Below are 23,242 nucleotides of genomic sequence, written 5' to 3'. Positions count from 1 at the left end.
CGGCAAGCTCCAAACCAGCGGTGGGCGGGGCACCATGGCAAAAGCAAACGAGGGTGGTGGCGCATTGCGCCACCACCCTCGCTCCTCAGGTCAGTTCACCAGGAGATGAACCCGATCAGCGCACCTCGAGGGTGAAGCTGACCTTCGACCCCTGCAGCGCGCGATCGCCGCTGAAGGTGACGGTGACCTTGTGCTTCATGCCCGGACGCAGCCAGGGCAGGTCGGCGCGGACGTAGTTGTCGGACGCCTTCGCGGTCACGGTCTTGCCGCTCGCGCTGATGGTCAGCACGCCGCCGTCCGGCTTGATCCAGTCCTGGGAACCGATCTCGACCCGCACCCGTGCCGGCTTGTCGCCCTGGTTACGGGTGACATCGACGGTGAGCCGGGTGTTGGCCTTGCTCACCTGCTTGGCCTTGGAGGTGGCGACACCCCAGGCGCCCTTCGAGGTGGTCGCTTCGACCCGAACGCTGAGCTTGGCGCCCGCGTCGGCACCGGTCAACCGGTACTTCTTGGACGTCGCGCCCTCGATCGCCTTGCCGTCGCGCAGCCACTGGTAGCTGAAGGTGGCCTTGCTGGCGTTCTTCCAGGTACCGGTCTTCGCGGTCAGCACCTCGTGACCCTTGGCCGTGCCTGAAACGCTGGGCAGCTTCTTCGCCTTGGGCTTCGGCAGCGCCTTGCCGACCTTGATGCCGACGGTCACGCTGCGTCCGGTGTCGCCCTGCTTGAGGTTGCCCGAGAGCACCAGCAGCGAGTGCGTACCGGGCTTGAAGACCGGCTTGGAGCCGTAGGCGCCGTGCTTGCTGCCGTCCGGCAGGATCAGCTCGGCCTTGAAAGTGCCGTCGGCCTTGGCCTCGAACACCTTCCACTCATCGTTGCCGTCGGTCTTCTTGACGTTTCCGTCGTCGATCTTGACCGCGATCTTCGAGCCGGCCTTGCCGTTCGTCGTGGTCCAGCCCTTACCGACCAGGGTGATCTTGCCGCCGACCGTCGCCTTGCCCTTCACGGTCACCGTGGCGCTTCCCGGGGTCGGGGTGGGCGTCGGTGTCGGGGTGGGTGTGGGCGTCGGGGTGGGAGTCGGCGTCGGCGTGGGAGTCGGCGTCGGGGTAGGAGTCGGCGTCGGGGTGGGCGTCGGCTCCGGATCGGCTGCCTTGGTGACGTTGATGTCAGCCTTCTCGCTGCGCCGGGCGTCGCCCTCCTTGAGGGAGCCGGTCAGGAAGCGGAGCAGGTGGGCACCGGTGGTGAGGGCGGGGTTGGATCCGGCCGGACCGGTGGTGCCGTCGGGCAGCGTGAATGTGCTGGTGAAGGTGCCGTCGGCCTTGGCGTCGATGATCTGCCAGATGTCGTTGCCGTCGGTCTTCTCGATGGCACCGTCGTCGATCTTGACGGCGATCTTCGAACCGCTCTTGCCGTCCTCGGTCTTCCAGCCGGTGCCACGCAGGGTGACGGTCCCGCCAAGGGCCGGCGTGCCCTCGACCGTCACCGTTGCCTTCTCAGGCTCCGGATCGGGATCGGGTGTGTTGCTGACGGTGATGTCGACCTTCTCGCTGCGTCGGGCGTCGCCCTCTTTGAGCGAGCCGGTCAGGAAGCGGAGCAGGTGGGCACCGGTGGTGTAGGCGGGGTTGGAGCCACCAGGGCCACTGGTGGTGCCGTCGGGCAGGGTGACCTGGGCGGTGAACGTGCCGTCGGTGTTGGCGTCGATGATCTGCCAGACGTCGTTGCCGTCGGTCTTCTCGATGGCGCCGTCGTCGAGCTTCAGGGCGATCCTGGAGCCGCTCTTGCCGTCATCGGTCTTCCAGCCGGTGCCGCGCACCGTGATGGTGCCGCCGATGGTGGGGGTTCCCTCGACGCTCACGGTCGCCTTCTCGGGCTCCGGATCGGGATCCGGGTCCGGATCGGGGTCACCGGTGCCCTGCGGGGTGATCTTCCACACCTTCGAACCGCCGGGTGCCCGGTCGACCGCCCACGCTGTGCCGCCCGCGACGATCACGTCGTTGGGGCCGGCGCCGACCGGGATCTCGCCGATCCGCGCGCCGGTGGCGGCGTCCACCACGAGCACGCTGGAGCCGCCGAAGCCGGTGCTGTAGACCAGTCCGTTGGCCGCGTCGACCGCGGTGTTCAGCTGTGAGGCCGAGCTCGTGGCGGTGTTGACCAGCGCGCCGGTCGCCAGGTTGATGGTCCGGACGTCCGAACTGCCCTGGCTGGACACGTAGGCCAGCCCGCGAGAGCGGTCGACGGCCACCCCGGACGCCGTGTCGCCGCCGGTGTTCGCGACGACCCTGGTGCTCTTGGTGAGCGAGTTGATCTCGACCAGTGCGCCGTTGTTCAGGTTGACCGTGTACAGCAGCGCGGTGTTCGCGTCGGCGACCAGGTCGAGAGCCATCGGCGAGAAGCCGGTGGTCAGGCCCTTGAGGGTCTCGACCACTTGCAGCGTGTTGGTGTCGATCTTGGTGATCTGGCCACCGTTGGGGTCGCTGACGTAGGCGATGTCGCGGTACGGATCGATGGCGATGTCGCGGCTGTGGCCCACGTTGCCGATGGTGGTGACGCGATTGCCCGTGCTCTGGTCGTAGACCACCACGGCGTCTTCGCGGGTGGCGCTGGTCCAGATCCGGTTGTTCTCGTCGTCGACGGCGATGCCGTAGGCGGCTTCCGGACGCGCGGTCGCCGTGCCGGCGTCCAGGGTCCGGGGCTTGATGGTGCTGATCACCTGCATGGTGGCCGGGTTCAGCTTGCTGATCGTCGACACGTCGGCGCGCGGCGAACCGCTGTCCCAGTTATGGGTGGTCGAGGTGACCCAGATCACGTTGTTCTTGGCCGAATAGGCGGCCTGGTAGTTGTCCTGGCCGACGCTCGCGCTCTGCACGTCGAAGGTTCGATTGCCGACGGTCACCGAGGCGGCCTGGGCGAGCGGTGCTGCTGCGGCGAACGTCCCCATCACCAGACCGAGCGCGACTACACCCCCCAGTGCTCGGGGGGCCTGGCGGCGCCCACCCCCGGATGGTCGTTGGATTTGCGTGCGCACTGCTTCTCCTGTCGCTGGTTGGCATGGTCCGCCGTCCGAACCTCCCTCGGGCAGCGGCGCGGCTTAGGTTAGCATTACCTAACCATCATCGGATCGTTCTCAGAGTGTGGTGACAAGAGTGTTGAAGCTGGCCCAGGAGGCACTGTCCAAAGTGACTGTGACTAGGCCTGATCCATGGTCCAGGGCGCCGCTGTGCGATCAGCTGGACTCAGTGATCGCTCAGGTTGACGGGGCGTCGCCCGCCATCCGGGACGTCGCAGGCATGACGGTCTGCTACGCCGAGTTGGGCGCGCTGTGTCAGGAGTTCGCCGCCGTCGGGGTCCAGGACGCCCCGATGGCCGTGCTCGGCGGCTCGGCCCGGGCCCTGGCCCTGGCCGTCGCCGTGGTCTACGCCGGACGGCCGCTGGTGCTGCTCGATCCGCAGCTGCCCACCGCCCGGCTGCGGCACATCCTTCAGACCTCCGGTGCCACGTCCACCATCGTCGACGACGAGTTCCAGCCGTTGGCGGTCGAGGTCGGCGCCGCGGGCGTCCTGCCGGTGAGCCAGGTCTGGGACAGCGGGCTGCCCTGGGCGGGCGAGGTCCGCCGACCCGGCGGCAGTGTGCCTGCCACGATCGTGTACACCTCCGGTTCGACCGGCGCACCGAAGGGCGTGGTGCTCAGCCATGCCGCGGTGGTCAACGGCGCCGCCACCAGCCGGGAGGAGTTCGGGCTGCGGACGGGTGACGTCTGCGCCATGCTGCTGCCGCCCGCCTACGCGGCCGGTCAAGAGGTGCTGTTCATGGCGGTGCTGAACGGCTGCCTGGCGGAGAGCTTCGATCCCCGGCAGCGAAGCGTCGGTGAGATCGCCGAGTGGCTCGGTGACCGCGGCATCACCACGCTGCACTGCACGCCGTCCATGCTGCGTCACCTCAACGGCAGCCTGAGCCTGAACAGCTTCCCGGCGATCCGGCTGCTGACCACCTGCGGCGAACCGATCCACGGCCGCGACGTGGCCGCAGCCCGGCCCTACCTGCCGCATGCCGACTACGCCAACTACGTCGGTTCGTCCGAGACCGGACACCTGAGCTTCTTCCACGTCCGGGCCGGTGAGCCGCTGCCGTCCGGACAGATCCCGGCCGGACGGGTCACCCAGCGCAAGACGATCACGCCGGTCGGCGACGACGGCCATCCGCTGCCGGCCGGCGAAGTGGGTGTGCTGGAGGCGAGTTCGGCCTTCCTGGCGTCCGGCTACTGGGGAGAGCCCGAACGCACCGCCGCGGTGTTCGGTGAGCGTGGCGACGAGCGGACGTTCCGCACCGGCGACCGGGGCAGCGTGGCCGACGGAGTGCTCACCCTGGCCGGCCGCAAGGACGACGCGGTGAAGATCCGTGGCTACCTGGTCGAGCCGGCCGAGGTCGAGGCGGCGCTGCGTGGCATCGACGTGGTGCGGGACGCCGTGGTGATCGCAGATGCCGAAGCCGGACGGCTGATCGGCTACGTGGTGCCCGACCCGGCGCGGCGGACGCCGTCACTGGCCCAGCTGCGAGCCGAACTCGCCCAGCTGCTGCCCGACTGGATGGTGCCGCAGTCGATCGTGCTGCTGGATGCCCTGCCGCGCACCGAGCGCGGCAAGGTCGACCGAGCCGCGTTGCCGGCGCCCGCCGTCCGGTCCAATCTGACCGTGCCGACCGACCAGTGGGAGGCGCTGGTGTCGGCTGTCTGGTGCGACGTGCTGCACCTGGAGACGGTCGGACGCGACGAGAGCTTCGCGGAACTCGGCGGCGATTCGCTGGCGGTGGAGGAGATGCTGGCCGCGCTCGCAGAGGACGGCATCGACCTGCGCGGCTCCGACCTGGCCGCCGCGCCGACGCTCGCTGCCTTCGCCGTCCGGGTCCGGGAACAGTCCGGTAAGCAGGCCGCCGACCGTTCGCGTGGCGTGATGGTCACCCTGCGCGAGGGCGACGGTGTGCCCGTCTACTGCTTCTCGGGCGCCGGTGGACCGGCCTATCTGTTCACCGATCTCGCCCGCAAGCTCGACCCCAGCCATTCGGTGCACGCCTTCCAGGTGCGCGGGCTGGAGCGGCGCGCTGTTCCGGACTGGTCGGTGCGGCGGGCCGCGAAGCGCTACGCCGGGCTGATCGAGCAACGTCAGGCACCGGGCCGGGTGGTGTTGATCGGGCATTCGCTCGGCGGACTCTTCGCGCTCGAAACCGGACGGCTGCTGCGCGAGCGCGGCTATGAGGTGGCGTTCACCGTGCTGCTCGACACACTGCTGCCCGGACGGCTCGCCCGGCTCAGCGGCGAATCTGCACCCGAACTGCGCATTCCCGGCGGCCGCAAGCAGAGCCGCCGTGAGCTCTGGCTGACCCGGCTGCAGCTGCTCGGTGCCGGCCTGTATCCGTATAAGCCGGCCGTGCGCGACCAGGTCTTCTTCCAGCACGGCCTGCGGCTCACCGAGTGGTACCGGGTGCATCCCTGGGACGGCCCGACCGAGGTGTTCCTCACCCCGGAGAACCTGGACGACCGTGCCTGGTGGCGTCATGTGCTGACCGGTGAATACCGGATTCACGAGGTGGAATGCGGTCACGTGGCGATCTTGAAGCCGCCTTACGTGGAGCGGATCGCCGAACTGGTCGGCGATGCCCTGGACGCCCGCGTTGGCTGACCGGCGACGCGCGAAAGGGGCGACCGACCGGCTGGTCGGCCTGGGCCGCCTGGAGCAGCTGGTGCTGCGCGGCGACGGCTTGACCACCACCTCGCTCGAGGTGCTGACCGGCGAACAGGTCACCGCGCGCCCGCTGCAGCACTGGGTGGTGGCGGCCACCGATGACCTGTCGGGTGCCGCGGGTCGCGCCAACCCGTACACCGGAACGGCGTCCCTGGCGGTGGCGGCCGAGCTGCGGCGAGCGCACGATCTGCTGGAACTGCTGCCGGAGGAGTTGCTGCTGGTGCGCGAAGTGCTGCTGCGCGGCGCGTCCCAGGTGTGGGCCACCTCGAGCGTGAGCTGCGTGCTCGACCGGCTGCCGGAGACCGTGATGCGGACGCTGTCCACCTCCGAGGCGCCGATCGGCCGCACCCTGCACGAAGCCGGGGTGGTGACGTCACGGAAGCTGACCGGCTGGGGACGGCGTCCGGCGGGTCGGTGGGCGAACCAGCTGGCCGGCGTCCGCTCGGAGACCGAGCTGGTCCCGGGGCGGGAGTACGTGATGACCCTGCCGCTGGACGGCCGTCCGCTGGGCTACTTCGTCGAATGGTTCTCGCCGGCGCTGTTCGATGCACCCTCTGATCCGATGGGAAGGAACCGATGAGCCCGATCCAGACCGATGTCGCGATCGTCGGCGCGGGCCCGGCCGGCCTGCTGCTGGCGCGCATGCTGCAACTGCAGGGCATCGAGACGGTGGTGCTGGAGCGTCGTTCCCGCGACTACGTGCTGGGCCGCGTCCGGGCCGGGATCATCGAACAACCGGTCGCCGAGCTCTTGGCCGAGCTGGGCGTGGGGGAGCGGATGCTGGCCGACCGGCTGGTGCACGACGGCGTCCAGCTGCAGCATCGTGCCGGTGACCGGATGGTGCGCGACCGGATCGACTTCGCCGCGCTGACCGGCAAGACGGTCACCGTCTACGGCCAGCGGGAACTCGTCCGGGACCTGATCGGGCTGCGCGAGGCGGACGGCCTGCCGCTGCGGTTCGGTGCCGAGGTGATCGGCATCGACGGGCTGTCCGACGACCGGGTGGCGGTGCGCTACCGCGACGAGGCGGGGGAGAACACGATCAGCGCACGGTACGTCGCCGGAGTGGACGGTGCGCACGGCATCACCGCACAACTGTTGGACGCCGGCGAGCGGCAGACCCTGCAGCGTAGTTACCCTGCAGCCTGGCTAGGGGTTTTGGTGGAGGCGGCGCCGCCCAGCCATGAGCTGATCTATGCGCGGCATCCGGAGGGCTTCGCGCTGGCGTCGATGCGGACCCCGGAGGTGAGCCGGCTCTACCTGCAGGTGCCGGCCGGCGACACCCTGGCCGACTGGAGTCCGGATCGGATCTGGGAGCACCTGCACCGGCGGCTCGACCTGCCCGGCAGCCCGGTCAACGAGGGCCGGTTCCTGGAGTCGTCGATCACCCCGTTGCGCAGTGTGGTGCACCGCCGGATGCGGTACGGCCGGCTGCTGCTCGGCGGGGACGCCGCTCACGTCGTCCCACCCACCGGCGCCAAGGGCCTCAACCTGGCCGTCGCCGACATGACCCAACTCTCCCGCCGGCTGGGCCGCGCTTTGCTGCGCGGCGACGAGGCGGCGCTCGACGGCTATCAAGAGAGTTGCCTGCACAGGGTCTGGCAGGTGACCCACTTCTCCTGGTGGATGACCGATCTGCTGCACCGCCTGGAATCCGACGAGTTCGGTGAGCAACTCCGCACCGAACAACTCCGCACTCTCGCCGACGGCGGCCCGCTCGCCCAGTGGTTCGCTGACAGCTACACCGGCCTCCCGCTCGCGCCATGGCAGTGACGGCGGAGGGCGGGCGGCCCACAACCGGGGCGCGGCGATTCAGTGGTTGGCTGCGGGTGACCACCATCCTGGCGGTGGTGGCGGTGGTCGCCGCGACTGCGGTGTTCTTCCTCCGGCCGGGCGAGAAGCCGCTGCGCATCGTGGTGCTGGCGGATTCACTGACCGAGGGCATGGGTGAGGTGACCGACCTGCGCCGCACCTGGCCGCACCTGGTCGGTGACCAGCTGCGGATCGAACGCGGTGAGGCGGCTGGCTCGGGTGGCACCTGGCTGCCGGCGTCCGTTTCCGGGCCGATGTTCGGCTTCACCGCCGGACGCCCCGGTGAGGGGTCCTGGCCGGCACTGAACGAGAGCGGGGTGCCGGGCTCGATCGCCCGCGGTCCGGTCACCTGGGACACCTCCCGCTACGACTCCGCGGTGGTTCACGTCGGCGCCGAGCGGGCCGGGCAACGGTTCACCGCCTCCTCGGGCGGCGTGGACGTCACCTTCACCAGCACCGAGGAGGGCACGGAGAGTTTCGTGGTGGACAAGCTCGGTCCCGAACTGACTGTCAGCGGCGAAGGCACCGTGCTGGGTGTGCTCGGCCGCAGCGGCACCGGAAGCATCGATGTCTACAACCTGGCCTGGGCGGGCAGCAGCACCAAGGACTGGCTCGGCTGGGCTGGGCATCCGGCGCTGTTACCGCTGCTGCGCGAGATCGATCCGGACGTGGTGGTGCTGTCGCTGGCCGGCAACGACCTGTGGCAGGGCGTCAGCGCCAATGATTTCGGCGACAATCTCGGCCGGCTGCACAAACTGGTGGGTGAGGTCGCGCCGAACGCGCGGTGGGTGCTGGGCACCCAGCCGGTCTCGGACAATACGCCCCGCGAGCAGTGGATGGCCTACCAGCAGAAGGTCATCGACTACGCCGCCGAGTTGAAGGCGCCGATGATCGATCTGGTCGACAACATGCCCGGCTACTCGGGCGGACCGTTCTTCTACGCCGCCGACCACGCCCACCTCACCGACGCCGGCCACGCGCTGGAGGCGGGGGAGGCGGGGCCTGCCATCCGGCAGGCGCTGCTGCAGTAGCCAGAATCGTTGGTCCGAGCTTGTCGAGACCTCGGAGGTCGCGCTGAACCGTTGGTCGAGCTTGTCGAGACCCCCTCAGCGCCGCGAACCCCGGGATCCGCTGAGCTGCCTCAGTAGGCCCGTCCGCGACGTCCATCATCCGACCGGAATCATTTATCTGATTTTGGTTAGCCTAACCTAACCCTCGTTTGGAAACGGTCCGCCTTCAAGCGACGGACGGCATGAAGCGGGGTACATGTGAAGGTCTGTGTGATCGGGGCTGGTCCGTGCGGGCTGACCACCATCAAGCAACTCCTCGATGAGGGGCATGACGTGGTCTGCTATGACAAGAATCCCGACGTGGGGGGCATCTGGCTTCGCGAGGGAGACGACGGCGACAAGATGAAAGCCTTCGACAACCTGCGGCTGACCATCTCGATGAAGCTGATGGCGTACTCCGACTACCCGTTCAAGGGCGGTCGGGTGTTCTACACCCGCCCGCAGTACCTGGGCTATCTCAACGACTACGCCGCGCATTTCGGCTTGCGGGACAAGGTGGTCTTCGACAGTGAAGTCACCGATCTGACCCGGACGCCGGAGGGCTGGCTGGTCACCGTGCGTCGCGACGACGCCGAGACCACCGCCGAGTTCGACGCGGTGGCGGTGTGTTCGGGCCCGTTCAAGACCCCGGCACGGGTGCTTCCCGAACTCAAGGGGTTCATCGGTGAGGTCGTGCATTCCTCGCAGTACCGCAACAACGAGCCGTTCCGGGACAAGCGGGTACTGGTCGTCGGCCTGGCCGAATCGGGCGCCGACATCGTCCGCGAGGTCTCGGACGTCTCGCGCGCCTGCACGCTGGCCATCCGGTCGTACTCGTTCCTGCTGGCGAGGGTCACTGCCGGGACCAAATCCACCGATCACGGCACGGTACGCGCCCATCATCACGAGATGTACCGGCGGGCCACCAGGGTTCCGTTGGCGATCGATTCGTTCTGGGCGCGGAACTCGCTGACGAAGGCGGTCTTCCTCGCCGCGACGGTCGTCTACGGGGTGCTGCTCACCGTCATCGGGCGGCTGAACCCCAAGCACGGGGTTCCCGATCCGCTGACCGGCCCGAACCCGTTCGGGGAGCCCGCCGACCCGGCCAAGCTGGATCTGGCGACGCTGGACAATCCGGCCAACCGGGCGATGATCACGAAATGGAACCGGCGGTCGCATCCCGACGGCAGCTGGAGCCAGAAGGCCATCTTCTGCAAGAACGTGACCTTCATTCCGAACATCGTCGAGGGCCGGATCACGCTGAACGATTCCGGCCTGGCCTCCGCTGAGGGCAACCGGATCTACTTCTCCGACGGCAGTTCGGAGGAGTTCGACATCGTCCTGCTGTGCACCGGATTCACCACCGAAGAGCTGGCGATCGGTGACCTGAAGGTGCGCGACGGCGACGTCCGCAACCTGTACAAGCATGTCGTGGCCGCCGAACATCAGGGCACCGCAGCCTTCATCGGCATGGTCCGGCCGTTCTCCGGCGGCATTCCGATCTGCGCCGAGATGCAGGCCCGCTACTTCGCCCTGCTCTGCAGCGGGAAGCGCACGCTGCCCGACGACGTCGAGGACCGGATCGCGCGGGAGAAGGAGTGGGAGGACTACTGGACATCGCTGAGCCCGCGACGGACCGAGTCGGTGCCGTCCCAGATCCTCTATCTGGACGCGCTGGCCCGCGAGATCGGCTGCCTGGTGCCGGAATGGCGGCAGATCCTCAACCCGCGGCTGTTCTCACAGCTCTGGTTCGGCAGCTTCAACCCTTCGTGCTACCGGATCGTCGGCCCGCACAACTTGGGTAAGGCGGCCCTGGACGACCTCTACTCCGAACCGATCGAAGATCGTGGCCGGATGGCTTTGCGACATTCACTGCTGCAGCTGATGCCGGCCTCAGTTCATCCCCGCGACATCGAGTGACGCGGCGCGCTGCTCTCCGCGGGAGGTTGTGATGACGAGCCATCAGATTCAGCTGCTCTTCCTGGGCCTTGCCGCGATCCTGGTGGTCGCGCACGTGCTGGGACGGCTGGCCCGCTACATCGGCCAGCCGGCGGTCGTCGGCGAACTCATCGGCGGGATCCTGCTGGGGCCGACGGTGTTGGGTCCGGTCTTGGGCAACTATCTGTTCCCGGTCGGTTTGCGCGGAACGCTCAGTGCGCTGGCCGATGTCGGGGTCGGGCTGTTCATGCTGGGCCTGGGCTACGAACTGGAACGTCAGGCCGTCGGTGGCCGACGCGGTGCGGTGGCCGGCGTGGCGGCGGGGTCGATGCTGGTGCCCGCCGTCGCGGCTGTGCCGCTGGGTCTTTGGCTGGCCGGCCGGCACCAGGCCGGGCACACTGCCGGGTTCGTGCTGTTCATCGTGGCGGCCGTGGCAGTGACCGCCTTTCCGGTGCTGGCCCGGATCGTCGCGGACACCGGCCTGGCGCGGAGCCGGGTCGGGGTGATCGCACTGGCCGCCGCGGCAGTCGACGACGTGGTGGCGTGGGTGCTGTTGGCCGTTGCGCTCGCGGTCAGCACCGCCTCTGCGGACACGGCCTGGCAACTGGTCCTGCTGCCGCTCTACGCGCTGGTGATGGGCTTGGTGGTTCGCCCGCTGATGCGACGGCTGCTGGGTATGACCGGGGTGGGCACGCTGGGGCTGGCGTTGGTGCTGGGGTTCGCGCTGCTTTCCGGTGCGGCCACGGAGTGGATGGGGCTGCATTTCATCTTCGGCACCTTCGCCGCGGGGCTCTGCCTGCCCCGCGACCGTGGGACGGGGAGCGACGGCCGGGAGATCGACCTCCGAGAGAGTCTGCTTGCTCGGATAACGCCGTTGGCCACCACGCTGCTGCTCCCCACCTATTTCGTGGTCGCGGGGCTCTCGGTCGACGTCCGCGGCCTGGATACGTCCAACCTCGTCGAGCTGATCCTGATCCTCCTGGTGGCCATCGGCGGCAAGCTGATCGGAACCTTCGCCGGCGCGCGACTCACCGGAATCGACGGTCATGAGGCGTCGATCCTGGCCAGTCTGATGAACACCCGCGGGCTGACCGAACTCGTTGTCCTCACCGCCGGCCTTCAGGCCGGCATTCTGGACCAGGCCCTCTACACACTCCTGGTGCTCACCGCGTTGATGACCACCGCCATGACCGGACCGCTGCTCTGGCTGATTGGACGCCGGCGTTCCCGTGCCACGCGGGCAGCCGCCAGTTCGCACCTTGAGGAGCCTCGCACACTGGGGACGGTTCTTCCGGTCACCGGGGACGGTTCTTTTGGTCACCAAGGAAAGCTCTCCGACAACGGGTTTCACCGATCATCGAGGTGACCAAGGGAACCGTCCCCGGTGACCAAGGGAACCGTCCCCGGTGACCAAGAGAACCGTCCCCGGATGTGCGAACCGGCGTGGTCAGCGGAAGTCTCGGGAGGTGACCCGGATCTTGAGTCCCAGCGGTTCGAAGTGGTCGGCCAGCAGGTTGGTGACGCCCTCGGGGGAGCGTTCCAGCATGCCGCGGACGATCAGGGCGGACGAGTCCCGGGCGACCCGGCGGTGTCGCATCCAGACGCCCTGGGAACAGACCACATTGATCAGGCCGTGCTCGTCCTCGAGGTTCATGAAGGTGATCCCGGACGCGGTGGACGGCCGCTGCCGGTGGGTGACCACCCCGGCCACTTCGACCCGGCGTCCGACCTCGGCGGTGCGCAGCGCGGACGACGGCAGCACCCCGCGGGCGTCCAGCCCCGGCCGCAGATGGGCCAACGGATGGTCGTCGGTCGAGATGCTGGTGGCCCACAGGTCGTCGGCCAGGGTCTCGAACGCCGACGGCTCGGGAAACAGCGGCGGCTGCACCTCGGGCAGCGTCCCGGGCAGGAAACCCGGCTGATCCAGCGCGGCGGTGCCGGCCCGCCACAGCGCCTCACGCCGGGTCAATCCGAGGCATTCCAACGCCCCGGACGCCGCCAGCGCCTCCAACTGCTGTGTGGTCAGCGACGTCCGGCGCACCAGGTCCTCCATCGAGGTGAACATTCCGCCCTGCTCACGGGCCGTCACCACCTTCTCGGCGACCTCGGAACCGATGCCGCGGACGCCGGCCAGCCCGAGCCGGACGGCGAAGTGACCGTCCCGCCGATGGGCGGCCGATTCGTCGGGGGCTTCCCGATCGAAGTCGCCGACCGGGGGTTGGTGCCGCTCCAGGCAGGACGCCATCCCGGTGGGACCCGGCCGAGATGGGTCTCGACAAGCTCGACCAGCGGGGTGCGGGTCTTGATCAGCGGGCAGGGGCTCCAGCACCGGATCCACCCCCGACCTGGCCAGACAGGGCCGCAGCGCGCTCACCCCGTGCCGGACGGCGTCCGCGGCCAGCGTGGCGGAGGAGTAGAACCCCATCGGCTGGGCCCGCAACAGCCCCGCCAGGAACGCCGCCGGATAATGCAGCTTGAGCCATGAACTGGCATAGACCAGCAGCGCGAACGACAGCGAATGCGATTCGGCGAAACCGAAATTCGCGAACGCCTGAATCTGTTGATAGATGGCGTCCGCGGCGTCTCCGGTCAGCCCGTTGCGCGCCATGCCGGCATAGAGCTTCACTCGCAGCGATTCGATCCGCTCCTCACCGCGTTTCGAACCCATCGCCCGGCGCAACAGGTCGGCGTCCTCACCGCTGCAGTCGCCGATCGCCACCGCCATCTGCATCAACTGCTCCTGAAACACCGGGACGCCCAGGGTGCGTTTCAGTGCCGGCTCCAGCTTCGGATGGGCATAGCTGATCGGCTCCCGGCCGAGTTTGCGGCGGACGAAAGGATGTACCGCCCCGCCCTGGATCGGTCCCGGCCGGATCAGCGCGATCTGGACGACCAGGTCGTAGAACTGTCGGGGTTGCAGCCGCGGCAACAAACCCATCTGGGCCCGTGATTCCACCTGGAAGACGCCGATCGAATCTGCCCGGCAGAGCATGTCGTAGACGGCTTTCTCCTCCTTGGGAATGGTGGCCAGCGTCCATTCCTCCCCCGTCGCGTCACGAATCAGGTTGAAGGTGTGCTGCAGTGCGGCGAGTATTCCGAGCCCGAGCAGATCGAATTTCACCAGCCCCATCCAGGCGGTGTCGTCCTTGTCCCACTGGATCACGGTGCGTTTCTCCATGCGGGCCGGCTCGATCGGCACCACCTCGCTGACCGGTCGGTCGGTGAGCACCATGCCGCCGGAATGGATGCCGAGATGGCGCGGGGTCTTCAGCAATTGATCGGCCAACTCGACCACCTGCGGCGGAATGTCGTGGTCGTCGGCGTCGGCGAGCGGACCCCAGCGTTCGATCTGTTTCGAGAAGGCGTCCTGCTGTCCGGGGCCGAAACCGAGCGCACCGGCGATATCGCGCACCGCGTTCTTCGGCCGGTATTGAATGACGTTGCAGACCTGGGCCGCCCGCTCGCGTCCGTACTTGTCGTAGACGTACTGGATGACCTTCTCACGCCGATCGGAGTCGAAATCCACGTCGATGTCCGGCTCTTCGTCGCGCAGTGCCGACAAAAAGCGTTCGAACGGCAACTGGTAGGCGATGCTGTCCACCGCGGTGATGCCGAGCAGATAGCACACCGCACTGTTCGCCGCCGAGCCTCGGCCCTGGCAGAGAATGCCCATACTCCGGGCATAGTCGACGATGTCCCAGACGATCAGGAAATAGCCCGGAAAGTCCTTGGCCTCAATCACCGCCAGTTCACGCTCGATCCGTTCGGCATCGGACGGGCTCAGGTCCGGATATTTCTCCGGTACTGCCTGCCACACCAGGTGCCGCAAATAGCTCATCGGCGTATGCCCGGCCGGCACCTGCTGGCGGGGCAGCGCGGGCTTGGCCCTGCGCAGCGGAAAAGCGAGCTCGTCGGCCAAGGTGACGCTGTATTCCACCGCACCGGGATAGCGCCGGAACCGCCGTCGCATCTCGGCACCGGACCGGACGAACGCGGTACCGGCGGCCGGCAGATAGCCGTCGAGTTGATCGAGGCTGCGATTGGCTCGGACGGCGGCCATCGCCTGGGCCAGCAACTGATCCTGCGGCCGGGCGTAGTGGACGTTGCCGGTGGCGACGAGGGGCAACCCGCGCTCAGCGGCCAGCGCGGCCAGGACGTCGTTGTGCGTCGAATCCAGCGGCATTCCGTGATCGGTCAGTTCCACGGTCATCGCGTCACGGCCGAACAGCGCTACCAACTCGTCCAAGGCCTTGCCGGCCGCCTCGGCCCCGCCTTCAGCCAGTGCCCGCCGGACGGCGCCCTTGCGGCAGCCGGTGAGGATCGCCCAATGCCCGTCGGCCCGCTCAGCGAGCCGCTCCAACCGATAGCGGGGGCGACCTTTCTCGGCACCGGCCAACTGGGCCTCGGTAATCGCCGCGGCGAGCCGGTGGTAGCCCTCCTCGCGCCGCGCCAGCACCAGCAGGTGCGTTCCGGCCGGGTCGGGCCGTCCGTTCTGCGGGGCCGGCAGGTCCAGCGAGAGTTCCGCCCCGAACACCGTCCGCACCTCGGTGGCTTCGGCGGCCTCGGCGAACCGGACCACCCCGTAGAAGCCGTCGTGATCGGTGAGCGCCATCGCGTGCAGGCCGAGCCGCTCCGCCTGTTCGATCAACGCCGCCGGCCCGGAGGCGCCGTCCAGGAAGGAGAATGACGAGTGGGCGTGCAGTTCGGCATAGGGCACCGCGTCGGTGGGTCGCTGGATGGGCGGACGCTGGTAGGGCCCCCGCTTCCACGAGAACGGGGCGTCGTCGCGAGCCACTTTGCGGCCGCTCAGCGTTCCCTCCAGCTGCCGCCAGGTGACCGCCGGATTGTCGAACCCCATCGTGCGCCTCCTCCTTTGTCACTGGTCGCTGCATCGCTGGTTGAGCTTGTCGAAACCCCTTACCAGCGCCCACATCAGGTCTCGACAAGTTCGACCAACGAGCGCCTAGTCGTACCTCCCCTCGGCCCACCAGGCGCCCTGCTCGAGCACCAGCAGCCAGGCGGTCTGCTCGGCGTCGACGACCTGGAAGCGGTGCGCCACCCGGCTGCGGGCGGCGTCCCAACCCCGCTCGCTGATCGGCCACGGCCCCGCCCACGCCTCGATCGGACGCCGTCGCGCACCCTCCACCAGCACCGCAGGCTCAGCCGACGGCTCGCCCCGCTCACTCACCGTGACCGCGGCGTCCGCGGCGTCCAGGACGGTCACCGGATGCCGCCGCGGGAAGACCGTCGCCGGGGCCGGTGCCGGTAGCGACCCCGGCCAGGGTTCGGCCCGGGAACTGGCCGGCACCACCCGTTCGCCCCAGGGCACCAGCTGCTGCCGCTCGGCCAGCCAGCGGCCGCCGGAGACCACCGGGACGACCACGCCCTCATGGCCCAGCATCGCCTGGACCCGGGAGAGCGCGTGGTGCATCCGCTCGTCCACACCGGCGCCGAACAGGCCCGGCTCATGATGGGCGGCATCGTCGACCGCTACCGGCTCCAACCGAACGGTGCTGATCCCACCGCGCAGCCCGTCACTGCCGGCCAACTGCCAACGCACCCGGTCGACCACTGCGGCGGCGTCGAAGGCTGCCGGATGCAGCCATACCCGCTCACTGACCCGGCCGCCGGAATCGGTGCAACTGACCCGCAACTCGGTGCACACCAGCCGGTGTGTGCTCAGCGCGGCGATGAACTCGTCCGCGGCGGCGCGCACCGAGAAGGCCACCTGGTCGACCAACTCCAGGGGTGGTTCAAAACTCGCCTCCCGGATCAGTTCGGGCGGAGGTTTCCGCGGAGTCAACGACCGGGAGTCCCGTCCGCCGGCCAGTGCGTGCAACCGGGCGCCGTAGCCGCCCAGCCGCTCCCGGACGGCACCGGCCTCCAAACCGGCGAAGCTGCCCAGGGTGCGGACGCCGAGCCGCCGCAGCAGCACCGTCAGAGCCTCGTCGCCCAGCACCGTCACCGGTAGTGGCGCCAGGAATGTGGCCGCCCGACCCGGTGGGACGACCGTGACCCGGTCCGGGGGAGTGGCCAGCCGGGCCGCCTGCTCGGCGGTGAACAGCCCGTCCGCCACCCCCACCCGCGGCTCACCGAACCCGATCTCGCTCAGCACGTCGAGCAGCACCTCGGCCGCCAACGACTCGCCGCCGTAGTAGCGGGCGACGCCGCGAGCGGGAATCGCGCACAACCCGGCGCGGACGCTGTGGAAGCCGGGTGCGACCAGTTCCAGCCGGTCCAGCACGGTGCTGAAGAGCCGGTCGTCACGGCCGGGATCGGCCGCTGCCACGACCAGCCCGGGACACCGGGCCTGGGCCTCCCGGCGCCGCATCCCTTCGGCCACTCCGTCGGCTCGGGCCGACGGTGAGCAGGCCAGAACCTTGCCGGTCTCCATGATCGCCACCGGATCCTCTGCCGATGCGTCCCCCTCGGCCCGCTGCCAGGCGGTCACCGGCCAGTCCGGGAACCAGATCACCAGGCAGCGCCGGGGCTCCGGGCCGGCCATCAGCCCACCACCCGCAACGGCTCACGAGCCTCGGCTCGGCTCGACCCGCTCGAATCGGACGGCGTGGGCGCCGCCGACAACCCGCCGGAGGCGTCCGGCAGTGTCACCCGGGCCTGCCGGGGAGCCGGTGATCGCTTCGAGGTGACGGTGACCAGGACATCGCGCGAACTCAGACAGCCGTGCCCCGCTCCGACCCCCGACCAGTGCGGCGCCGACATGCTCAGGGTCGCCTCGACCCGCGGCCAGGCGCCGGCCACCAGCAGCGCCGTCCCACTGCTGCGCAGTCGGGCGGCCAGCCGGCCGGCGTCGGCTTCCCGCACCCGGTTGCCGGGACGCACCGCGACCACCGGCAGCACCTCGGCCAGTGCGGCGGTGATCGCGAACCAGCGCTCGCCCGGACGCGGCACCAGCGCCACCCGGTCGAGATTCAGCCCGGCCTGTTCGGCGGCTTCGATGCCGAGTTCGGGCAGCCCGATCACCCCGCACCAGGTGCCCGCCCGGGAGGGTTCCGCCAGCAGCGTCAGCAGCAGCAGACCGGGGGACACCGAGTACGCCGAACCGGGCAGCAGCCCGCCGCCCGGCAACAACCCGGACAGCGCCGGCGGTACCGGTAGTGCCCGATCGCTGCGGGCACCGGCCCAACGGACGTCGCTCTGCACCCGACGGACGCTCTCCAGGCGGGCGTCCGCGTCCAGCGAAGAGGCGGCACCGATCGGCATAGGACGATGATCGAACGAATGTTCGAATACGTCAAGATGGCGAGGCGGACCGATGCGGGGTTCCGTTGGTTGAGCTCGTCGAAACCCGTTGTCGGGGAACGATCGGCACCTCCCCAACCGAATCGATCCAGATCGGGCACCACTGACGGTGCCCGATCTGGATCGATTCCAGGGAAGGTGGAGGGTGCTAGATCAGCCAGCGGTTGCCGCGAACCAGCGGCAGGTTACGCCAGATGTTCCCCAACCCGAGATAGCGGCCCGAGTCGAAGGCCAGCACCGACAGTGCGGCGATCGCATAGAACAGATGCTGGTCGAGGAACGGGTTGTACTCCAGCGGCAACGAGGCGAACCAGAGGTTGAGCATCAGCACCCCGCCGCCGATCGCGGCGATCCGGGTGCCGACACCGAGCAGCAGCGCCAGCCCGGCACCGACGGTGGCCAACAGGAACAGCGCGTCGGCCACCGGATTTCCGGCGAGGGGCTTGAGCAGCGCCGCGGCGAGCGCGTCGTCCGGCAGCCCGTGGAGCAGGAAGCCCTTCGTCGGGGAGACCCCGGCGAGAACGGACTGCTCCGGTGTGGTGGCGAAGCCGAGGCCGAACACCTTGTCGATCCCCGACCAGAACAGCGCCCAGCCGAAGCCCAGGCGCAGCATGCCGAGGCTGACCTGCTGCAGCGGAAGGAGTGTGGACGTCGAATTCGAGGGCGGGGCGTGGGATTCGGAACGGTTGAGGGCGGTCGTGGACATGGGGGTCTCCTGAGATGAGGGAATGAAGGCCACGCATGCCTGAATGGGCAGCATGAAGACGGCCAGAAGAGTGCCTCGTCTCGCAACCCACCGGGGACGCCGACGATCCCGGACGCCGTGGTTCGGCGTCCGTTGCCTGACTGCCGGCCACTCCCACGGGTTGCCCAGGGAGCGGCCGGCGAGTCGTGGACTAGCCGGCGACCCGGTGCGGACTGCGGAAGGCGGGGACGCCACTCGGCCGCTGCACCGGCCTGGTGGAGAAGCGGGCGGTGGCACCGAGGTGCCGGGTGCCCGAACGGAGGATCCGCAGCCGGCGGAACTCGGCATCGATCGTCCGCAGCACCCGCATGCCGTCGGGCAGCGCCCGCAGGTTGGAGGTGCCGTGGATCCGGTCGTGCTCGTAGCTGGGGATCTCCAGAATGGTCAGCCGGGCGGCGGCGGCCCGGCAGTTCAGCAGGGTCTCGATCTCGAATCCGTCGCCCCAGCGAGTGCCGCCGGCCTCGGGGTCGGGAAGGTCGAACACGTCCAGCACGTCGCGCCAGAACGCGTTGTAGCCGTAGCAGAGATCGGTGTAGCGGGTACGGAACAGGGTGTTGACCAGACCGGTCAGGGCACGGTTGCCCAGTGCCCGGGTGGCGGTCAGGTCGGCGGAGCCGCCGCCGTGCAGCATGCGACTGCCCTTGACGAAATCAGCTCCGCTGAGCAGCGCGGCGACCATCAGGGGGATCTCCCGGGCGTCGGCCGAGCCGTCGGCGTCGAACATCACCACGATGTCGCCGGTCGCGGCCGCGAACCCGCAGGCCAGGGCGTTCCCCTTGCCGGTGCGGGTCTGTTGCATGACGCGCACCGACGGCATCACCCGTTGGGCGGTCTCCACGGTGCCATCGGTCGACCCCCCGTCGACGATGATCACCTCGTGCGCGTCCGGCAGGGTGGGCAGGACCCGTTCGAGGTTGGGTGCCTCATTGAAGGTCGGCACGATGATGCTGACCCGAGGGTGAGTGGGAACGGTGCGTAAGGACATGAGCGACTTCCCCCGAAGCGTTTTCTAGGTAGATATTCAGCTGACTAAGGCTTGCCTTACCTAAGTTACATCAGACTTGAGTCGTACTGGCAACCAACCGCTCTCTGATATGGACGCCCCTCAGGCACTACTGGCCATCGCTGGTCGAGCTTGTCGAGGCCTCGGATGATGCGGCGCTGAGAAGGGGCTTAGCGAAGCGTTGATCAAAGCCGCTCCATCGTCATCCCGGACTTTGATCCGGGATCTTCCGCCTGAGATCCCGGATCGGAGCCCAGGATGACGTGAATGATCAGCGCTTCCTCAGGCAAACTCAGCCAGCGACAAGCTCAGCTCAGGTCGAGTTGCAGCCCGGCCGAGCGCAATGGTTCGGCGAGTGCTTCCGCGTCACCGACCACCACCAGGCTCAGGTCATCGAGCGGCAGATGCCGCTCGATCGCCTCGGTCGCCGCCTCCGGTGTGACCTGGCGCAGTGCCGCCGAATGGGTGTTGACGAAGTCCGTGTCGAGACCTGCCTCCACCAGGGCGGCGGCCTGATCGGCGATTCCGGACGCCGTCGCACACCGCAGCGGCGCGATCCCGACCAGGAAGTTGACCGCATCGGTGAGTTCGGCGCCAGTGATCCGCCGGTCGCCGTCCACCCGCAACAGCTCGGACGCCTCGGCGATCGCGGCCGCGGCGACTTCGGTCCGGAACGACGCATGCATCGCCAGCAGGCCGCCCGAGCGGGCGGGACTGTTGGCCAGCTGGACCCCGTAGGTGTAGCCGCGTTCCTCGCGCAGCACCCGGTTGAGCCGGCTCAGGAAGCCACCACCCAGCACGAAACCACCCAGCCGCAGTGCGGCGTAGTCCGGGTGCCGCCGGTCGATCCCGAATCGGCCGAGCCGGACGTCGGCCTGGACCGCACCCGGGCGATCGATCAGCAGCGCCCGGGCCGGCGCCGATCGCGGCACCTCATGGCTGATCGGCACCGTGGGCTGCCGCCAGTCGCCGAACGCAGCCACGACAGCGGGCAGCGGATCGTCGCCGCCGAAGTCGCCGGCCAGCACCAGCGTGCCCCGCTCGGGGCCGTAGTGGGCCTGATGCTGGGCCCGGACGTCGTCGGCGGTGATCGCGCCGACACCGGTCGCGTCGCCGGAGGCGGAACGGGCCGCCCGGTACTCGGAGTCGATGACGCTGGCGCGGAAGGCGATCGCCCCGCGGTGGCTCGGATGGGCCTCTTCCTGCGCCAGCTCGGCCAGTCGCAGTTCGACGTGGCGTCGCACGTCGGCGTCGGCCAGTTGTGGCTCGCGGACGGCTTCGGCGAACAGCGGCAGTGCGGTGCCGAACCGGGTGCTCGGCACTTCGAGGCTGAGGTGTGCGGCGGCGTAGCCGGTGCCGCCGACGAGCACCGCGCCGCAGCCCTCCAGTTCGTCGGCGAAATCGGTGCCCGGATGGCTGGCGGTGCCCTCGTCCAGACAGCGCTGCAGAATCGCCGAGACGCCCTCTCGATCCCGAGGCTCGGCCGACAACGGCAACTCGAGTACCAGCGTGGCGTTGATCAGGTGCTGGCCCGGGCGCTGGAAGATCAGCACCCGCAGGCCGTTGTCCAGTTGCGCCGTCCGGGGCGAGGGGAAATCCCAGACCGGCGGTGCCGGCACGATCGGGCGTTTCATGCGGACTCCTTCCGGTAGCTCAGCACCGCGCGCTGCTCGGGCCGCAGATAGCGCCGCGCCGCGTCAGTGACCTCCGCCACGGTGAGGCTGCGTACCTCGTCCAAGCGACGATTCACCACCTCGGGATCGCCGTACAAGGTGGCGTAGCAGCCGATCAGGTCGGCGCGGCTGTCGAATCTGCCCAGCTGATCGAGCCATTCCCGCTCGAACTGCGCCTTGGCGCGGTCCACCTCGACAGCGGACGGGCCGTCGGCCAGGAAGCGCTCCACCTCTTCGATGATCGCCGCCTCCAACTGTTCCGCCCGGACGCCGGCCAGCGCCCGGGCCTGCGCGAAGCCGATGCTGTTCCCGCCGATCAGCCCCAGCGTGGAGGCCCCGGCACCTTCGGCGATCACATCGGTACGGACCAGCCGGCGATGCAACCGTGAGGTCTGCCCGTCACCGAGAACCGCCAGCGCCAGATCGACCGCGGCGAACTCGCGGGTGTCCCGGGCCGGCAGCCGCCAGGTGGCGTAGCTGGCGTCGGTCGGTACGTCGGCGGAGACCTCGGTGCGCGGGATCCCGGTCAGCGGCGGCAACGGCTCGGCCACCGGACGCGCCTGTCGAAGACTCGACGGCACCCCGCCCAGGTAGCGCGCGGCACGGGCCACCGCGTCGTCCACGGTGACGTCGCCGACGATGGTGAGGACGGCGTTGCCGGGTGCGTAGTGGGTTGCGAAGAAGGCGCGCACGTCGTCCAGGTCGGCGGCGGCGAGGTCGTCCATCGACCCGATGGTGGGGTGGCTGTAGGGATGCCCCTCGGGAAAGGTCAGCCCGATCAGATGGATCAGCACATCGCCGTAGGGCACGTTGTCGTAGCGTTGCCGCTTCTCCTCGAGCACCACCGCGCGCTGGTTGTCGAGGGTCTCCTGGGTGAGGTCGAGACTGGCCAGCCGGTCGGCCTCCAGCCACAGCGCCAGGTCGAGGGCGTGCGTCGGCACCGTCTCGAAGTAGTTCGTGCGGTCGAACCAGGTGGTGGCGTTGGCCGACCCGCCGACGCTCTGCACGATGGCCAGATGTTCACCGGACGCCACGTTCGCCGAACCCTCGAACATCAGGTGTTCGAAGAGGTGCGCCAGCCCGGTGCGTCCCGGCTGCTCGTCGCGCGAGCCGACGTCGAACCACAGGTTCACCGCGACGACCGGCACGGTCGGGTCATGGTTGACCACCACCCGCAGGCCGTTGTCCAGGACGGTGGAGTGCAGAGCGAAGCGCACAGCAGCGGACATGTGGGCCATCGAACCACACTGCTCGAACAACGGCCGGTAGGCACGAGAGCGCCGACGTCGGTCGAGCTAGTCGAGGCCGCGCTGACAAGGGGCTTCGGCAGGGTCGACCAACGGTGGTCCATTCACGTCATCCCGGGCTCCGACCCGGGTCTCAAGGCGGGAGAGATCCCGGATCAAGTCCGGGATGACGAGGGAGCGGCTTTGATCAGCGCTTCCTCAGCCGATCGGGCGCCGAGGCGGTCGCAGCAACAGCGTCAGGCCCATCACGATGATGGAGCCCGCCATCATCGGCAGCATCGCGGACAGGCCGCGCTCCAGGGCCAACGACTCGGGCGAGGGCAGTGAACCGGAGCCTCCACCGGGTCCCTGCGGTCCGGGCAGTGGTGCAGCGGACGGCGTACCCTGCGGCAACTCGGGCGAATCCGTGTGGGTGGCCGGCGTCCTGATCGACCCGCTCGTCGCCGAGGGCAGCGAGCCTCCCGGGAACCGGGTGCTGCCCACCGGTGTCGCCGTCGAGGGGGGATGGACCGGCGACGTCCGGCTCGGCCAGCCACTCGGTGTGGGGCTGGGGGTACCCGAAGGCTCCGTGGGGGGATCGGCGGGCGGCGTGGTCGGTAGTTCGACGGTGGGAAGCAGGGTCGGGATCAGCGTCGGCGGCGGCAGGGGCGGCGCCTCGATAGGCGGAGGGAGGGGCGGTGCCTTGATCGGCGGGGGCAGGGGTGGCGCCTTGATCGGTCCGGACTGGGTCGGCCGCGGCTGGTCACTGCTGGGTTCCGGGCGGGGGGCGGCGCTGTCGCT

14 protein-coding genes and 1 pseudogene are annotated in these 23,242 nt (G+C 69.2%); 6 read left to right on the top strand and 9 right to left on the bottom strand.

Annotated features, from left to right (window positions below; all coding sequences use genetic code 11):
• Positions 1–115: 115 nt before the first annotated feature.
• Positions 116–2,935, bottom strand: coding sequence for a hypothetical protein (locus QM624_RS08330; RefSeq protein ID WP_415090700.1), 2,820 nt, complete (start codon positions 2,933–2,935; stop codon positions 116–118).
• 298 nt (positions 2,936–3,233) lie between these two features.
• Here QM624_RS08330 and QM624_RS08325 point away from each other — a divergent pair, with 298 nt between their 5' ends.
• From QM624_RS08325 to QM624_RS08300, 6 genes are all read left to right on the top strand, one after another.
• Positions 3,234–5,669 (top strand): alpha/beta fold hydrolase, encoded by a 2,436-nt coding sequence (locus tag QM624_RS08325; protein ID WP_415090698.1) that lies wholly within the window; start codon positions 3,234–3,236, stop codon positions 5,667–5,669.
• Complete coding sequence (locus QM624_RS08320; RefSeq protein WP_415090696.1) at positions 5,644–6,312, top strand: hypothetical protein; 669 nt, start codon at positions 5,644–5,646, stop codon at positions 6,310–6,312. Before QM624_RS08325 ends, QM624_RS08320 begins: the two co-directional genes overlap by 26 nt.
• On the top strand, positions 6,309–7,505 hold the full coding sequence (locus QM624_RS08315) for a 4-hydroxybenzoate 3-monooxygenase (protein ID WP_415090693.1): 1,197 nt from the start codon (positions 6,309–6,311) through the stop codon (positions 7,503–7,505). Before QM624_RS08320 ends, QM624_RS08315 begins: the two co-directional genes overlap by 4 nt.
• A gap of 56 nt (positions 7,506–7,561) precedes the next feature.
• Positions 7,562–8,575, top strand: coding sequence for an SGNH/GDSL hydrolase family protein (locus QM624_RS08310; RefSeq protein ID WP_415090690.1), 1,014 nt, complete (start codon positions 7,562–7,564; stop codon positions 8,573–8,575).
• Positions 8,576–8,824: 249 nt separating this feature from the next.
• Entirely contained in the window at positions 8,825–10,513 is a 1,689-nt protein-coding gene (locus tag QM624_RS08305) for a flavin-containing monooxygenase (RefSeq protein ID WP_415090688.1), read from the top strand.
• 31 nt (positions 10,514–10,544) lie between these two features.
• The gene (locus tag QM624_RS08300; RefSeq protein WP_415090685.1) at positions 10,545–11,897 is read left to right on the top strand and encodes a cation:proton antiporter; all 1,353 of its coding nucleotides are present in this window, start codon (positions 10,545–10,547) and stop codon (positions 11,895–11,897) included.
• A gap of 81 nt (positions 11,898–11,978) precedes the next feature.
• Here the strand turns inward: QM624_RS08300 and QM624_RS08295 are convergent, their stop codons facing one another.
• The 8 genes and pseudogenes from QM624_RS08295 to QM624_RS08260 all read right to left on the bottom strand — a co-directional run.
• Positions 11,979–15,389 carry an error-prone DNA polymerase gene (locus tag QM624_RS08295; RefSeq protein ID WP_415090682.1) on the bottom strand — a complete coding sequence of 1,137 codons (3,411 nt, stop codon included), beginning with the start codon at positions 15,387–15,389 and terminating at the stop codon, positions 11,979–11,981.
• A gap of 105 nt (positions 15,390–15,494) precedes the next feature.
• Positions 15,495–17,036, bottom strand: a complete 1,542-nt coding sequence (locus QM624_RS08290; RefSeq protein ID WP_415090679.1) for a DNA polymerase Y family protein — start codon at positions 17,034–17,036, stop codon at positions 15,495–15,497.
• On the bottom strand, positions 17,036–17,755 hold the full coding sequence (locus QM624_RS08285; protein ID WP_415090677.1) for a hypothetical protein: 720 nt from the start codon (positions 17,753–17,755) through the stop codon (positions 17,036–17,038). Before QM624_RS08285 ends, QM624_RS08290 begins: the two co-directional genes overlap by 1 nt.
• 187 nt (positions 17,756–17,942) lie before the next feature.
• Positions 17,943–18,500, bottom strand: a complete 558-nt coding sequence (locus QM624_RS08280; RefSeq protein WP_415090675.1) for a hypothetical protein — start codon at positions 18,498–18,500, stop codon at positions 17,943–17,945.
• 190 nt (positions 18,501–18,690) lie between these two features.
• A complete protein-coding gene (locus QM624_RS08275; RefSeq protein ID WP_415090673.1) occupies positions 18,691–19,524 on the bottom strand; it encodes a glycosyltransferase family 2 protein in 834 nt (277 codons plus the stop codon).
• Positions 19,525–19,850: 326 nt separating this feature from the next.
• Positions 19,851–21,176, bottom strand: a complete 1,326-nt coding sequence (locus tag QM624_RS08270; protein ID WP_415090671.1) for a M16 family metallopeptidase — start codon at positions 21,174–21,176, stop codon at positions 19,851–19,853.
• Positions 21,173–22,444, bottom strand: a complete 1,272-nt coding sequence (locus tag QM624_RS08265; protein WP_415090669.1) for a M16 family metallopeptidase — start codon at positions 22,442–22,444, stop codon at positions 21,173–21,175. The genes QM624_RS08270 and QM624_RS08265 overlap by 4 nt, the downstream gene beginning before the upstream one ends.
• 216 nt (positions 22,445–22,660) lie before the next feature.
• A pseudogene (locus QM624_RS08260) lies at positions 22,661–23,242 on the bottom strand (hypothetical protein); the annotation flags it as partial.

Source organism: Micropruina sp., from assembly GCF_047606365.1.
Taxonomy (GTDB): domain Bacteria; phylum Actinomycetota; class Actinomycetes; order Propionibacteriales; family Propionibacteriaceae; genus Micropruina.
This window is presented reverse-complemented; position numbering and strand designations above follow the sequence as displayed.